Raw genomic sequence first — 15637 nt, 5'->3', positions numbered from 1 at the left:
TGGCGGGCTGCTATTCAACCGGCACATACTCTCCACCCCGCCAGACGTACCACACCCAGCTTTGGTTCGTGAGGTCGCCCTTGTCGTCGAAATCGACCGGGCCGAGCACAGTGTCGAACTCCTGTCCGCGCAGTGTCGCGATGACCGCCGGCAGTTCGAGCGAGGCTGCCTTATCGACCGCTTGCGCCCAGAGTTGGACGGCAGCGTAGCTCAGCAGTGTGTAACCTGCGGGCTCGAAGTTTTCGGCACGGAACCGCTCCACCACCGGGGCAGCTTCGGGGTTTCGCCGCGGGTCCGCGGAGAACGTAAAGAGGGTCCCCTCGGCTCCCGGGCCGGCGATCAGCGCAAACTCTTCGGTTGCCAGGGCGTCGCCGGAGATGACCTGAAGCGCGTAGGCGCGGTCGCGTGCAGCGCGTACAATCAACGCAACCTCGGCATGATACCCGCCGACATACAAAACGGCGATACCAGCGGCCTGTAACGCAGCGATCTCCGCCGAATAGTCGTTCTTAGCAGGCGTGTATGCGTCGTAGACAGCTTCGGTTACGCCCCGCTTGTTCAACTGCTTTCTTGTCTCACCGGCGAGACCCATACCATAGGTCGTGCCGTCGTGAAGGATCGCGATTTTCTTTTCGCCCCATTCATCGGCCAGGTAGTTGCCGGCCACGATCCCCTGCTTATCGTCGCGACCTATGACTCGAAAAACGTTGTCACGGCCCTGTTCGGTCAACAGCGGATTGGTCGATCCTGGTGAAATCTGCAGAACCGCCGCCTCCTCATAGACCTTTGATGCCGGGATCGAGGCGCCGGAGCAGTAATGTCCGACGACGAACACCACTCCGTCAGCCACCAGTTTCTTGGCTGCCGCCACGGCCTGCTCGGGATCGCAGAAATCGTCGACGTTGATGACGCGCACCTGCTGGCCAAGGACGCCGCCCGCCGCATTGATGTCGGCTACGGCCATCTCTGCCCCACGCTGACCCTGCTCGCCGATCCAGGCGAGCCGTCCGGTCATCGCGGCCGAAACCCCGATCACTACCTCCGCCTGCGCGGGGCAGATGTAGATAGCCGCAAGCGCGGCAACAGCTATGGTGACCACGCGGTGCATCACTGTACCCCTAACGTTAGCTTACGCTAATCAAGTCGATGCCGACAGTCCTTTGCGTAAGTGCGGATACCTCGGCCGGTTCCGCAACAGCCTTGCCTCGCGTCAGCGTCGTCTGGCCGCCCGCGCAGAATGCTTTCTTGGCTGAAACAGTCGCAGCACTGCATGCCGAGCTCGGCAAGGAAGGACTGGCGCGGCCTCACCGGGTACTTCGACGCACCATCGCTTAAAAGTGCACTCAGATTGGCCGTGAGAGCCAGCAATCGTCCACGTTAGCGAAAGAGCAAAAAGGCCGTTACGGGTGATACTCTCGTCCTGTTGCTGGCGACCTGCGCCAGTAGCCGCCTGATTGATCTGCGCGATCAGGCAGGTGGACGTAGACAATCGGAAATCGCCGGCCTGCGTGTGGAGGATTTGACCGACGAGGAGCCAGTTTTTGCCGATCCCAAAGGCAAAAATTCCCTTCCCCTGCCGTGTTTGACGATCCATCTTGGTCGCACGCTGAATTGAGCGAGACCCGCCCCAGGCGACCGTCCGCCGAAGAGAACGATTGGAGTGAGACAATGAACGGCACGATCACCGACAATGTCGCGGCATCACGCTTCGAGCTTGCTGTTGGCGATGAGCTTGCCGTTGCCTATTACCGCAACGAAGACGGCCGGGTCGTTCTTACCCACACGGAGGTTCCACAGGCACTTTCCGGGCAAGGCATCGGCACACGGCTGGCGCGTGGGGTCTTCGAGACGCTCCGCCAAAGACAAGCTCGCATTATCGCCAAATGCCCGTTCATGGCCGCCTTCGCGGTAAAGCATCCGGAATATAGCGCGATGCTCGATGGATGAGTTCGGTGCGGCAAGTTGCCGACGGCCTCAGGCAAATGGTGTGATCCCCGCCGTCCGCGTCCGGCGTTCCGTGCTCAAGGGCGGCGGTATGTTCGACTTTGCCATTACGGCTTTCCCCTGAAGGGAAAGCCGTAATGGTACGTGAAACTGCTTCCGTCAGAGGCTTGCGCCGACTTCCCGAAGCTCCTTCAGAACCGGCGCCTTCGGCAGCCAGATCTGGTCATAGGCGGCGATGATCTCGGCGGTGTTCTGCAGGTCTATGTCGACGATCTTGATACCGGTATTCTTGAAGTTCTGCAGGAGGGTGGCTTCCTTTGCGACGGTCGCATCGATCTGTTTGTCGAGTTGCTCGCGGGTAAGGCGGGCGATAAGTTCGCGATCCGCTTCGGGAACGCCCTTCCATATGCGGCCGGAAGCCAGCGCGACACAGGGCATGAAGATGGCGTTCATGCGCAGCATGGTCTTGGCGACCTTGTCATATCGCTGGTTCCAGGAGAGATCCAGGTCGGCTTCAAGTCCATCCACCTGCCCGTTGGACATAGCGTCAAACACCTGCGGCGTCGGGATTGGCGTCGGCGCTGCGCCGAGCAGTTGATAGAAGTCACGGTAGGCCGGCGTTGTGTTGATACGCAGCTTCATACCCTTGATATCTTCAATGCCGGCGGTTTCCTGACCCGTGAAGACGACGCGCAGGGTGGTGATGCCGTAACCAAGTCCAATCGTGCCGGTTTGGGCAGGCAGTACGTCGAGCAGCTTGATTGCGGTCGGGTGACGAACGAGTGCAGCGACCTTCTCCGTGCTTTTGACGAGCCACGGCGCATTGATGGCCGCGATCTGGGGAATGCGCGAGCCGAGTTCCGCGGTCATTATCCAGCCGAGATCCAACGCACCGGACTGCATCTGCTGCAGCATGGCGCCTTCGTTGCCGAGCTGGTTCGACGGGAAGACCTGGATCGCGAGGCGCCCGTTTGTTTCTTCGGCAAGACGCTTGCCGACGGCTTCAGCCGCAAGGTTCCAGGGGTGGCCCGGTGGCGTGGTGATGCCGAGACGATAGATCTTTGCAGTCTGTGCACGCAGAACCGACGGCGCGGACATCGCCATCGCGGCTCCCAGCGAGACGCTCTTCATCAAAGTACGACGCGTAATGTTCATTGCAGGTTCCCTCTGTTGTGAGTTTATCGGTTAGGAGAAGTAGGTCGACAGTGCCGGGAAGATCGAAAGCAGCACAAGGATGACGCAGCAGATCAGGAAAAACGGCAGCGTTACGATGAACATCTTGCCGGGCTTCGCCCCCGTTACTGCGGCGGCAATGAAGAAATTCAAGCCGACCGGCGGGGACAGAAAGCCCAGGACCAGGTTGATCACGGCGACGACGCCGAAATGCACCGGATCGATGCCGTAGACTTCTGTCGCAATCGGCAGCAGGATCGGAACTGTCATGATCAGCCCGGGCGCGCCATCGATGACCGTGCCGATGACGAGCAGGATCACATTGACCAGCAGCATAAACGTCACCGGGTCTTTCGCGATCGTCTGGATCCATTCCGCCACGTGCTGGGGAACCATTCCGTAGACGAGAACCCAGGAAAATACGGCAGCCGCAGCGATCAGGAACAGAATGCCGGCCGACAGGACCCCTGCCTTGACGAACATCTCGGGAAGCTGCTTCAGGCGGAGATCGCCGGTCACGAAACGCCCGACGAGGATTGCGGCAACCACGCCCATGGCCGCGGCTTCGGTCGGATTGGCGAGCCCGGTCACGATCGATCCCACGATGATCAGCGGGATGATCAGTGTCGGCGCGGCCTTCAGCGTGATGGTCACACGCTCGCTCATCGGCAGGCTGGTGCCGCGCGGGTAGTTGTAGACGTATCCCATAAGCGCGATCACCACACAAAAGGCGATGGTAAGAATGACGCCGGGAATGATACCGGCGGCCAGCATGGTTCCGACGGGAACCTGCGCGATGACGCTGTAGACGACGAACATGATGGAAGGGGGAATGATCGGCCCCAGCATGCCGGCATAGGCGGTCAGACCGGCAGCGAAGGTCTTGTCATAGCCCTTCTTCTCCATTTCCGGGACGATCATCTGCGACATCAGCGCAACCTGGGCCGCGGCCGAGCCGAGAATGGACGCCACGAACATGTTGGCGAGCAGGTTCACATAGGCAAGGCCGCCCTTGAGCGCGCCGACGAATGCCATTGCCATGTCGATGATACGGCGCGTGATGCCGCCGCCGTTCATGATCTCGCCGATGAGAATGAACAGCGGAATGGCGATCAAGCCGTAGCTGTCAAGACCCATGAACATTTGGGTGGGAAAGGAGACGAACAGGACCGTATTGTCGCTTTGCCAGATATACGCGGCGGCCGTGAGGCAAAGCACAATGGAGATCGGCAGGCCGACTAGCATGAGGGCAACGAATGCGCCGAAGGTAAACATCAGGCGGCTCCTTCTGCAGTCGTCAGCGAGACCTGTACGCGCTTGCGCGCGATGCCGAGGTCTTCAAGCAGGTTTGCAGCATTGTGGACGATGAGCGTGAGAGCGAAGATCGGCAGAATCAGGTTGACGATCCAGGTCGGCCATTCCAGCGTCTGGGTTCGCTCGGTGTAGAGGAAGTTGAACGTTTCGGCGGCAAAAGCCTGAGCGTCGAAACCGTGGGAAGCGATGCCCAGCGGATCCAGCCAGATCCAGCACACCACCGCAAAGCCGGTCGCAAAAGTCAGCGATATTGCGGTGGAAAAGGCGCGCAGCCGCGCGACCCATTTGGGTGACAGTTGATCCGACAGAAGCGTGACGGCGAAATCGATCCGCAGCCGCGTCATGACCGAAGCCCCGATAAAGCCAAGCCAGATCATGGAGAAGATCGAGGCCTCGTCGATCCAGTAGATTGGCACCTTGGCGAATCGGGTGATGACATTCACCAAAATCAGCGCGAGCAGCACCGTTATGAAAATCCCGGCCAGGAACTTCTCAGCGCGCAGGAGCGCCTGGGACAATCCTGTTATTTTCTCCGCCCAGAGCGGGTGGTTTCGTGGCTCCCCGGTCGATGACATGGCACGCGCCTCCTCTTCCTGCATACTTCTTGTATTTATAAAGTATACATAGCTGGGCTTTGTCAACCGCTTTTCGAGCCGGCTAAGAAAGTCGGCACTGCTCGGTGACCGCCGTTACCTATTCTGCTGCAGGCCACGCCTCAGGTCGGGAAAGCGCCTCAAGGCGGTAACACTTATTGGCTGTGGGAAAGCTGCCAAGGCCAATGTTGGCCTGACGGTAGAGAACGTCGACGATCTCGTAGTGGATCTCAAAGGCGACGATGGATACCAATTTCCCCGGGGTCGTCCGGTCCAGGGAAGCCAATCTGGTAGCGCACCGCGAAGCGGACCTTTATACGGCTGCTCTCCGTCGAGTTGTTTGGTTTGGAGTAGTCGTCGTCACCACATCGATCAGCTTGGCGCGGTGCCTGAGAAAGTCGTCCCCTGATAGAAACCGACACTCTCGTTGAAGCCTCCCCATTGAACTTGCGCCTCGGGAAGTCCCCAAGGAGCATTCAAGTGATGCGGCTCGTCGATTGATGGCGGGCAAGAGCCCGCGTAGAGCAGCCGTGACAATACTTCACGTCAGGTGGCTGCGCCTTTAGCCGGAGCGGACAGCAGCTCCTGTTGTCTCGCTACCCCGATTAGCCATTTGTGAAATTTTTGCCCGAACGGCTTTTCGAGAGCCGTCCGGTCCCAGGCTAAGTAGTAGCTTTCGGACAGTTGCATGCGAATGTCGAAGGGAACCATCAAGGCGCCGGAGGCGACCTCATCCAGTACCATCGAAACCTGTGCGAGAACGAATCCCCTACCGTTCACCGCCGCGTCAATGGCGCTGCTCGACAAAGCAAACGAAAGGCCAGAGAACGTTTGGCGGCCATCGGCATGCACCAAGGCGGCCCAGTCCCTCCATTGCGGCGAAGCCTTGTAATCCGCCTCCCATTCCACGTTTAGCAGCGGGAATTTGAGAATGGCCTGCGGACTGTCGAGGACACGGTTGGCGATCAACGCGGGCGAACAGACCGGTACGACCCAGTCGGTGAACAGATTTGCGACATGCTCGTGCGCATAGGCGCGCCGGCCGTAGGTAATGCGGAAGTCCACCTGCTCGATACCGATGCGGGGCTCTTGCTCCTGGCCGAGAATGCGCACACTGGATTCCGGACAGAGGGACTGCCAGTCGAAAATCTTGCGACCGACCCACCTGTTGGCGACCGAGGTCAAGGCACTGAGGACGATCCCGGTCTCGTTCCTGGCGCGCGTGAGAATATTGGCGGCATGGGAGAGCTGCTGAAAGCCTTTCGCGACTTCCCGGTAATACAGCCGCCCCCATGACGACAATTCAACCCGCCGCCCACGTCGCTCCAAAAGCGTGAGCCCAAGACATTGCTCCAGGTTTCGTACCAGTTGGCTGACGGCGCCGGGCGTTACACCGAGATCCTCCGCAGCGGCGCTGACCGAGCCACATCGTCCGATCGCCTCAAAGGCTTGCAGGCCGCGCAAGGACGGGTTCGGCATCGTTAGGCACTCCTCGGACAGGTCGCTCAATTTAGAAAATCTAAAAAAGAACGCAGGAGCTGGCAACTTGTTGGCACAAAAAAAACGGCGGACATTCGCTTAACAAAACGCAAGGAGAGCGAAATGTTTCTCAAGAATGCCTGGTACGTCGCAGCCTGGGACCAAGAAGTCGGCCGCGAGCTAAAATCGGTCACGATCCTCGGCGAACACATCGTTCTTTACCGCAAGCAGGACGGCCATGCCGCCGCGCTCGAGGATGCCTGTCCCCATCGGAAGCTGCCGCTGTCCATGGGCCGCATCAAAGGTGACGACGTGGAATGCGGCTATCACGGCCTGACCTTCGATTGTTCGGGCTCCTGCACGCGGGTTCCGGGCGCCGAGCGCATTCCGCATGTCGCCAAGGTGCGATCTTACCCAGTCCACGAGCGCTACGGCCTGCTTTGGATCTGGATGGGCGATGCAGAGAAGGCGGATCCGAAGGAAATCTTCGAAGTCGAGTATTTCGGTAATCCCGCCTGGGGAATCAATCGCGGCGAGTCCATGACGCTCAACTGCAATTACCTCTACATGACGGACAACCTGCTCGACCCGTCCCATGTCGCCTGGGTCCATCAGTCATCCTTCGCAAGCTCGGCCTGTGAGGAAACCCCGCTCGAGACGACCGTGAAGGACGACGGCGTCACCGTCTGGCGCTGGATGATCGATTCCGAACCGGCCCCGTTCTACGCGCCCTTCCTGCAATTCGAGGGCAACACCGACCGCAAGCAACACTACGAGGTGCGCTATCCGAGCAACGCGATCATTAAGGCCATCTTCGCGCCGGCCCACAACGGCGGGGAAGGCCGCGTCCTGCCAGAAAACACCTTCCTCATGGACAGCTACAACTTCATGACGCCGGTCGATGAAAACCGGACCAAATACTATTGGTTCCAGATGCGCAACTTCGCGCCGGACGACGCCAAGGTTTCCGAGAGTTTCGCGAAATCCGTACGAGGCGCCTTCGAAGAGGATCGCGTCGTGCTGGAGGCGGTCCATCACGCAATGGCCAACATGCAGACACCGAACCTCGACCTGAAGATCGACGTCGGCCCGATGCGCTTTCGCCGCAAGCTCGCCCAACTGATTGCCGCCGAGGCGAAAGCCGGCACGACCAGCGAAGCCGCTGAATAAGGATCAATCCGGATGCTCGATGCCGCGGCCTCGCGCTTTCGCCCCTTCGAAGTTGTCTCGAAGGTGCGCGAAAGCACCACGATCACGTCTTTCCGCCTTGCCCCTCTCGAACGGCAGCACTGGCGGCCGTTCGAGGCGGGACAGTTCCTGACGATGCGCGTTCCCGACCGCAAGGGTGGCCATGTCCTGCGCAACTATACGGTCTCCTCGTCCCCGCGCGAGGAAGGCACGTACCGGATAACCGTGAAGCGTGAGGCCGCACCGTCGCAGGACGTGCCGGATGGCCTGAGCTCCTGCTGGCTCCATGACGAGATCGAGCCCGGCGCCGTCGTCGAGATTGACCCGCCGCGCGGTGCCTTCAAGCTCGACAGCGCGAGTTCGGGGCCCGTCGTGCTTCTTTCTGGCGGCGTCGGGCTGACACCGACGGTCTCGATGCTGAATGTGCTGGCAAGGGAAAGCGACCGCCCCGTCTGGTTCATCCATGCCTGCGACAGCGCGGCCGTTCATGCGTTGCGAGAGGAAGTCGAGCAACTCGCCGCCCAGCGGTCCGGCATCGCCGTACACTTCTGCTACCGTTTCGCCGAGACCGGCGATCTCGCGGTCGCCCGGTGCCACTCGACGGGTTTCCTGACGCGCACCACGCTTCAGAGCCTTCTGCCGCTCGACGACTACGACATCTACATGTGCGGGCCGCCGCCCTTTATGCGGGCCATCTACGGCATTCTGACCGGCCTCGGAGTGCGGAAGGAACGCATTGCCTACGAATTCTTCGGGCCGGCGAGCCTGTTGTCGGAGGCCGGGCAGTTGACGGCGCGGCCCGCGATGGCGCGCGCCGCCGAGCCAGCCACCGAGGGGGACGGCCCACGCATCGTTCTCCAGAAGTCGGGTCGCAGCCTTGCCTGGGACGGGACGAGCGAATCAATCCTTGCCTTCCTGGAGGCACGGGGCATCGAGCCAGAATTCTCCTGCAGGGCGGGGGTCTGCGGGACTTGCGAACAGGGTCTCGTCTCAGGCGAGGTCGACTATTTCGAGGAGCCGCTCGACGCGATGCCGGACGGCCGGGTGCTGTTGTGCTGCACCAGGCCGAAATCCTCGATCGTGCTCGATCTCTGACGCGCTCAGAACAAGAGGCTGCGGCCTGAACCAGGGTGTCCAATCCCCGAAGGAGGATCCGTGACGAAACCGCTCCATACCGAAATCCCGCTCAATCCGCATGTAGCAGGCCTGCCGCCGTACAATGCCGGCATGAGCATCGCCGCCGCACAAAAGCACAGCGGTCGGCAGGACATCGCTGCCCTTGCCAGCAATGAAAACCCGGATGGCTGTTCGCCGGATGTCGCGGCGGCGCTCGCCAACCTCAATCCGTCGCGCTACAGCGACCCGGCCTGCACGGTGCTGCGGGCGGTGCTCAGCCATAAGCTCGGCGTTCCCGCTGAACGTATCGTGGCCGGTAACGGCTCGGAGGAGATGATCGCCGCGGTCTGTCGCGCCGTGCTGCGTCCCGGTGCCCTCGCGGCGACAGTCTGTCCCGGTTTTGGGCTGCACGAGATCGAGGCGCTGGCCAATGGCGCCAAGGTCGAGAAGGTCGGCATGCGGACAGATCTGAACTTCGACATACCGGCGATCGTCGCCATGCTCGAGCGGGCGCCGGTGATTTTCTTCCTCTCCTCCCCCTCCAATCCGGTCGGCCCGGCGCTCGACCGCGAAAGCCTGGAGCGCATTCTCGCGGCGGTCACGCCGCAGACGCTTCTCGTTCTGGACGAAGCCTACTTCGAGTTCACGGACGAAGACATGCCTGACGGCCTCGCCGCGCTCTCGGCCACGGACCTGTCCTGGGTCGTATTGCGAACCTTTTCCAAGGCCTACGGCCTTGCCGGCCTGCGTGTCGGTTATGCCGTGATGTCCGATGCGCGGCTCGCGCGCGCCGTGACCGCCGCCAAGACGCCGTTCAACGTCAATGCTGCCGCGCAGGTCGCAGCCGTTGCCGCACTGGAGGACGAGGCATGGATGCGCTCTTCGGTTGCCGCATTGAAACGCGAGCGGGCACGTGTGGCCGATGCCGTTGCCGCCATGGGGCTTTCGGTGGCCCGATCGCAGACGAACTTCCTGTTCATCGACGTCGGCTGGGACAGCCGGGCGGCGCTGAATCACTTCCTGTCGAAGGCCATCATCGTCAAGCCGTGGAAAGAAGAGGGTTACGAGACCTTCATCCGTGTGACGATCGGCACGCCCTCGGAAAACGACCGCTTTCTCGACGCGCTTCGCGCTCTCGCCAAGCGTGAAGGATGAGGAGACGCCTGCGACGTCCCCTCCAATCCGACACACAACAAGGGGTCGGGCCGCGACCCCACGGGAACGAACAATGAGCGCAAACGCACGTCAGCACAAAGCAAACCGGGAGCCCCCTCGCATGTCCCCTTCAACGCCATCCGGTCTTTTCGCCGGCGATTTCTCGGCCCTGCGCGCCCGGTTTCTCTCCGCCGCGCGCACCGCTGGGGCTAGTGTCGTCGAATACCTGCATCCGCTGCACGGACCGAACGGCGAGCGTCTGGCGACCGACGTTGCCTATCTTGGACGCGATGATGCCAAGAAGCTCCTGGTGTTGATCTCCGGCACCCATGGCGTCGAGGGTCCTTTCGGCTCGGCCTGCCAGACTGCCTGGCTTTCACAAAATTCGCCCTGGCAGCTCCCCGACGACACCGCGGTCCTAGCCATCCACCTCATCAACCCCTGGGGCACGGCCTGGACGCGCCGGGTGAACGAAGACAACGTCGACGTCAACCGCAATTTCATCGACTGGCAGAAAGCGCCGCCGAAAAACGAACGGTATGCCGCACTGCACTGCGCGCTCGTCTGTCGTGCCTGGGAAGGCCCGGAGCGCGATGCGGCCGCTGAGGCATACGAAGCGGCCAAACGGAGACTCGGCGGCTATGCCGGCATCGCGCCCATTGTGGAAGCCGGCCAGTACCTCTTTCCGGACGGCCTGTTCTACGGCGGCGACGGTCCTGTCTGGTCCAACCGCACCCTCATCGAGATCCTATCGACATTCGCGCAACAGGCGACTGAGGTCGTCGTCTTCGACCTGCACACGGGCGCGGGCCCTTACGGCTATCCTGCCCTCCTCTCCGTTGCTGAGAACGAGCACGACGGTTTGGATTGGGGGCGGCGCATCTTCGGTCCGACGCTCTCGGTCGTCGTCACCGGCGAGAATGCAACCACAGATACCGGCATCTCCGCGACGGCCACCGGCTATGTCTCGGCCGCGGTGCGAGACGCGCTGCCGAAGGCGCGCGTCCTGCCATTGGTCGTCGAATGCGGAACCCTCGACGGCGCCACGGTCGCGGATGCGGTTCAGGCGGACAACTGGCTTCATTTATTCGGCAAGATCGATACCCCGCTCGGCAGCAGGATCAAGGAGACCCTGCGCGCCGCCTTCATTCCGGAGGACGCTGACTGGCAGCGCACTTGTCTTGCCGCTTCGCTGCGCCATTTCGACCGTGCCTTCGCAGACCTCAAGTCGGTCGGCGGCGCAGGTGCCGAAAAGCCGGTTCCTGCGGCGCCGGCCGTCACCGTCGTCGCCCACCCGGAAGCTAGCGGTCCAAGGCTTGACGAAAGGCCGGCGATCGAAGTGCACGACATCCACAAGCGCTTCGGTCCCCTCCCCGTGCTCAACGGCGTCAACATCTCCGCGCAACCGGGCGAGGTCGTGTCGATGATCGGCTCCTCCGGTTCGGGAAAGAGCACGTTCCTGCGCTGCATCAATTTGCTCGAACAGCCAAACGACGGGCGCATCGTTATCGATGGCGAGGAAATCCGCATGAAGAAGACGTCGGACGGCAGCGCCGCGCCGGCCGACATGCGGCAGGTCGAGCGCATCCGCTCACGCGTCGGCATGGTGTTCCAGAACTTCAATCTCTGGCCGCACATGACAGTTCTCGAAAACATCATCGAGGCGCCGCGGCATGTCCTGAAGGAAGAGCGGCAGGCGGCTGTCGACCATGCCCATGCGCTCCTGAAGAAAGTCGGCCTCTCCGACAAGCACGACCAGTATCCAGGCCAGCTGTCGGGCGGTCAGCAGCAGCGCGCCGCCATCGCCCGAACGCTCGCCATGCGCCCCAAGCTCATCCTCCTCGACGAGCCGACCTCCGCGCTCGATCCCGAGCTTGTCGGCGAGGTGCTGCGCGTGATCCGGCAACTGGCCGAAGAAGGAAATACGATGATCCTCGTGACGCACGAAATGCAGTTCGCGCGCGAGGTCTCGCACAAGATCCTCTTCCTCCATCAGGGAAAGGTGGAGGAGGAGGGTGCCCCGGCGGAGGTCTTCACCAACCCGCGCTCCGAACGCATGCGCCAGTTCCTGGCCCGTACGCTCTGACATTCCGCCGCCATCACCCGTCCGGGGATCTCTCCGGACGAGACCCAACAAGAAAGTTCAACATGGGGAACCAAAACATGAAGCTCAAAAGTCTATTGCTCGCCACGTTCTTCGCCGCCGGCCTCACTGCGGCCCAGGCCGCCGAGGGCGAATTGTCGATCGGGACGGAGGGTGAGTATCCGCCATGGAGCATGGCAGACGCCACCGGTAACGTGACGGGTTTCGACGCCGATGTCGGGACCCTGCTCTGCGCCAAGCTGAAGATGAAGTGCCATTTCGTCGTGCAGGCCTTCGACGGTCTCATTCCGGCGCTCAAAGCCAAACGTTTCGACATCATCATTTCCGGCATGTCGATCACGGCTGAACGCAAGAAGCAGATCAACTTCTCGGTCGGCTATGCGGAACTCGCAAACATGTTCGTGGTGAAGAAGGATTCCGATCTCGCCGGCATCAAGGACATCGATGCGCTGCTGAAATCGCTCGACGGCCGCACGGTCGGCGTCCAGGCCGGCACGACCCATGCCCATTTCGTGGAAAAGCGCGCCTCCTCCGCCGTCCTGAAGACCTACGACACGCTCGACCAGATGCAGATCGATCTCGCCAGCGGCCGCGTCGAGGCCGCCTTCGCCGATGCCTCCGCCCTTCAGGATTTCCTGGCGCGCCCGGATGGCAAGGACTTCCAGTTCGTCGATGTGAAGGTGCTCAGCACTTTCGATCCGACGCTTGGCGAAGGCATCGGCGTCGGCATTTCGCAGGAGAATACCGAGCTGAAGGCCCGCATCGACGAGGCGCTCTGCGAGTTGGTCGCTGACGGCTCGATCGGCAATACGAGCCAGACCTGGTTCAAGACGGACATCTCCCGTCCCTGCCAGTAACACCAACACGACGTCTCCCGGGTGAGGAAAGGCCGTCAGGTCGATCCTTCTTCGGGGGGCTTCATCCGACAGGACAATGCGAAGGTTGGGCGGGTTCGATGGAACTTGGATTATGGCAGGTATGGGACGGCGGCTGGATCTCCGCAATCCTGCGCGGCGCGGCGATCACCGTCGCCCTTGGGGTCACGAGCATGGCCTTCGGCATCGTCATCGGCGTTGCCTGCGGCCTGATGAAATGGGCGCGGCTGTTTCCGCTCACGCTTGTCGTGGACGTCTACACGTCGATCGTGCGCGGCGTCCCGGAACTCCTGATCATCTATCTCCTCTTCTTTTCCTCCGTGGAATTCGTAGCCCAGGTCGCCGCGGCGTTTGGCTATGAAGGTCTGGCTGGCCACGGCTACGCCTTCACCATCGCAGTCGTTGCAATCGCAGCCATATCGGGGGCCTATTCGACGGAGGTCGTGCGGGGGGCTCTGGCTGCCATACCGGCCGAACATATCGAAGCGGCGCGGGCGCTTGGGATTCCAGGCAGGCGCATCTTCCGCCGCATTATCGCCCCACAGATGCTGCGGATCGCGGTACCGGGTATGAACAATGTCTGGCAGACCACGATCAAAGACACCGCGCTTGTCTCCGTGGTCGGTTTGCAGGAACTGATGCGCGCGGCCTTCGTCGGGGCGGGTTCGACCCGCCATCCCTTCATCTTTTATCTCATCGCCGCTGTCGTCTACCTCGCAATCACGCTGGTCAGCCAGGGTGGTTTCGATTGGATCGAACGCCTTCTGCGTCCCCGTACGAGGAAATAGGCCATGGATTTCGAACTCGTTCGCCTCGCAGTTCCGACCCTTGCCAAGGGGCTGTGGCTCACCGCTGTCCTGACTGTCACTTCGATCGTCATCGGCTTCAATCTCGGTCTGGCGCTTGCGGTCATGCGTCTGTCGAAAAACACGGCTCTGAGCAGTTTTGCCAAAAGCTACAGCACCGTTTTCCGCGGCACGCCGCTACTGGTCCAGCTCTTTCTCTTCTACTACGGCCTCGGCCAGCTTTCCTTCGTGCGCGACAACCCCATGCTCTGGTGGATCGTCGGCGATGGCGCCCATTGCGCTGTTATGGCGCTGGCACTCAACACGGCGGCCTATACATCGGAAATCCTGCGCGGCGGCCTCATGTCCATTCCGGGAGGGCTCGTCGAAGCCGCTCAGGCCTGCGGCATGTCGCGGTTTCTGCGCTTTCGCCGGATCACGTTCCCCCTCGCCATCAGGCAAGCGCTGCCGGCCTACGGCAACGAGCTTGTGCTCGTCGTCAAGGGAACGAGCCTTGCCTCCACCATCACCGTCCTCGAAATCACCGGCCATGCAAAGCGGCTGATGAGCCAGACCTATGCAATCCTCGAAATATTCGCCATCGCCGGTGTGCTCTATCTCCTGATCAATCTGGTGCTGATCACGCTCGTACGGCTCCTGGAAGCCCATCTTACGCGCTACCTGCCCCGATAGGCCGACTGCCTGAAATGGCCGAAAACGTTAAAAGGAAAGAGAAATGTCCATGGATGTACGCGCCGCCGTCGCCGTTCAGGCCGGCAACCCGCTGGAAGTGATGACCGTTCAGCTCGAAGGCCCGCGGGCCGGCGAGGTGCTGGTCGAAGTCAAGGCGACCGGCATCTGCCACACCGACGATTTCACGCTTGCCGGCGCGGATCCGGAAGGTCTGTTCCCGGCGATCCTCGGCCATGAAGGTGCCGGCGTCGTCGTCGATGTCGGCCCGGGCGTGACCTCGGTCAAGAAGGGCGATCACGTCATCCCGCTCTACACGCCGGAATGCCGCTCCTGCCCGTCGTGCCTGTCGCGCAAGACCAACCTGTGCACGGCGATCCGCTCGACCCAGGGCCAGGGCCTGATGCCGGATGGCACCTCGCGCTTTTCGATCGGCAAGGACAAGATCCATCACTATATGGGCTGCTCGACCTTCGCCAATTACACCGTGCTGCCGGAGATCGCCGTCGCCAAGGTCAATCCCGACGCGCCGTTCGACAAGATCTGCTATATCGGCTGCGGCGTCACCACCGGCATCGGCGCGGTGATCAACACGGCCAAGGTCGAGATCGGTGCGACCGCGATCGTCTTCGGCCTCGGCGGCATCGGCCTCAATGTCATCCAGGGCCTCAGGCTTGCCGGCGCCGACATGATCATCGGCGTCGATCTCAACAACGACAAGAAGGCCTGGGGCGAACGCTTTGGCATGACCCACTTCGTCAATCCGAAGGAGGTCGGCGACGACATCGTGCCTTACCTCGTCAACATGACGAAGCGCGGGGCCGACCAGATCGGCGGTGCCGATTATACGTTCGATTGCACCGGCAACACCAAGGTGATGCGCCAGGCGCTCGAAGCCTCGCATCGCGGCTGGGGCAAGTCGGTGGTGATCGGCGTTGCCGGCGCTGGCCAGGAGATCTCCACCCGTCCGTTCCAGCTCGTCACCGGTCGCAGCTGGATGGGCACCGCCTTTGGCGGCGCGCGCGGCCGCACCGACGTGCCGAAGATTGTCGACTGGTACATGGAGGGCAAGATCGAGATCGATCCGATGATCACCCACACGATGCCGCTCGAAGACATCAACAAGGGCTTCGAACTGATGCATTCCGGCGAAAGCATCCGCAGCGTCGTGGTATACTGAGCGCGGGTTCACGACCGCATCACGAATGCAATCCGTTCATC

At 61.6% G+C, this 15637-nt stretch carries 14 protein-coding genes and 1 pseudogene; 10 read left to right on the top strand and 5 right to left on the bottom strand.

From position 1 onward, the window contains the following. Positions 1–10 precede the first annotated feature (10 nt). Positions 11–1108, bottom strand: coding sequence for a branched-chain amino acid ABC transporter substrate-binding protein (locus tag J3R84_RS22675; RefSeq protein WP_025429159.1), 1098 nt, complete (start codon positions 1106–1108; stop codon positions 11–13). Positions 1109–1231: 123 nt separating this feature from the next. Here J3R84_RS22675 and J3R84_RS22670 point away from each other — a divergent pair. Both J3R84_RS22670 and J3R84_RS22665 read left to right on the top strand, forming a co-directional pair. Beyond that, positions 1232–1606: pseudogene (locus tag J3R84_RS22670) on the top strand (integrase); the annotation flags it as partial. Positions 1607–1668: 62 nt separating this feature from the next. After that, positions 1669–1947, top strand: a complete 279-nt coding sequence (locus J3R84_RS22665) for a GNAT family N-acetyltransferase (protein ID WP_057204785.1) — start codon at positions 1669–1671, stop codon at positions 1945–1947. Positions 1948–2103: 156 nt separating this feature from the next. Here J3R84_RS22665 and J3R84_RS22660 read toward each other — a convergent pair whose 3' ends face one another. From J3R84_RS22660 to J3R84_RS22645, 4 genes are all read right to left on the bottom strand, one after another. Continuing rightward, a complete protein-coding gene (locus J3R84_RS22660) occupies positions 2104–3099 on the bottom strand; it encodes a TRAP transporter substrate-binding protein (protein ID WP_203527876.1) in 996 nt (331 codons plus the stop codon). 30 nt (positions 3100–3129) lie between these two features. After that, positions 3130–4392, bottom strand: a complete 1263-nt coding sequence (locus tag J3R84_RS22655) for a TRAP transporter large permease (protein WP_025429163.1) — start codon at positions 4390–4392, stop codon at positions 3130–3132. Beyond that, entirely contained in the window at positions 4392–5006 is a 615-nt protein-coding gene (locus tag J3R84_RS22650; RefSeq protein ID WP_203527873.1) for a TRAP transporter small permease, read from the bottom strand. The genes J3R84_RS22655 and J3R84_RS22650 overlap by 1 nt, the downstream gene beginning before the upstream one ends. A 564-nt stretch (positions 5007–5570) precedes the next feature. Next, positions 5571–6503, bottom strand: coding sequence for a LysR family transcriptional regulator (locus J3R84_RS22645; protein ID WP_192434546.1), 933 nt, complete (start codon positions 6501–6503; stop codon positions 5571–5573). 123 nt (positions 6504–6626) lie between these two features. Here J3R84_RS22645 and J3R84_RS22640 point away from each other — a divergent pair, with 123 nt between their 5' ends. From J3R84_RS22640 to J3R84_RS22600, 8 genes are all read left to right on the top strand, one after another. Further along, positions 6627–7673, top strand: coding sequence for an aromatic ring-hydroxylating dioxygenase subunit alpha (locus J3R84_RS22640; protein WP_203527870.1), 1047 nt, complete (start codon positions 6627–6629; stop codon positions 7671–7673). A gap of 12 nt (positions 7674–7685) precedes the next feature. After that, positions 7686–8786, top strand: coding sequence for an FAD-binding oxidoreductase (locus J3R84_RS22635; protein ID WP_192434549.1), 1101 nt, complete (start codon positions 7686–7688; stop codon positions 8784–8786). Between the two features lie 60 nt (positions 8787–8846). Beyond that, a complete protein-coding gene (hisC, locus tag J3R84_RS22630) occupies positions 8847–9962 on the top strand; it encodes a histidinol-phosphate transaminase (RefSeq protein WP_225968533.1) in 1116 nt (371 codons plus the stop codon). A 121-nt stretch (positions 9963–10083) separates the two neighbouring features. Then, positions 10084–12048: a DUF2817 domain-containing protein gene (locus J3R84_RS38615; RefSeq protein ID WP_203527867.1), complete on the top strand. Its 1965-nt coding sequence runs from the start codon at positions 10084–10086 to the stop codon at positions 12046–12048. 77 nt (positions 12049–12125) lie between these two features. Next, positions 12126–12923 carry a transporter substrate-binding domain-containing protein gene (locus tag J3R84_RS22615; protein ID WP_057204796.1) on the top strand — a complete coding sequence of 266 codons (798 nt, stop codon included), beginning with the start codon at positions 12126–12128 and terminating at the stop codon, positions 12921–12923. A 98-nt stretch (positions 12924–13021) separates the two neighbouring features. After that, on the top strand, positions 13022–13729 hold the full coding sequence (locus tag J3R84_RS22610) for an ABC transporter permease (protein ID WP_203527864.1): 708 nt from the start codon (positions 13022–13024) through the stop codon (positions 13727–13729). Positions 13730–13732: 3 nt separating this feature from the next. Next, positions 13733–14419 carry an ABC transporter permease gene (locus tag J3R84_RS22605; RefSeq protein WP_113569760.1) on the top strand — a complete coding sequence of 229 codons (687 nt, stop codon included), beginning with the start codon at positions 13733–13735 and terminating at the stop codon, positions 14417–14419. Between the two features lie 49 nt (positions 14420–14468). Beyond that, positions 14469–15596, top strand: a complete 1128-nt coding sequence (locus tag J3R84_RS22600; protein WP_203527911.1) for an S-(hydroxymethyl)glutathione dehydrogenase/class III alcohol dehydrogenase — start codon at positions 14469–14471, stop codon at positions 15594–15596. The last annotated feature ends 41 nt before the right edge of the window (positions 15597–15637 follow it).

This window comes from Ensifer canadensis (genome assembly GCF_017488845.2).
Classification (GTDB): domain Bacteria; phylum Pseudomonadota; class Alphaproteobacteria; order Rhizobiales; family Rhizobiaceae; genus Ensifer; species Ensifer canadensis.
This window is presented reverse-complemented; position numbering and strand designations above follow the sequence as displayed.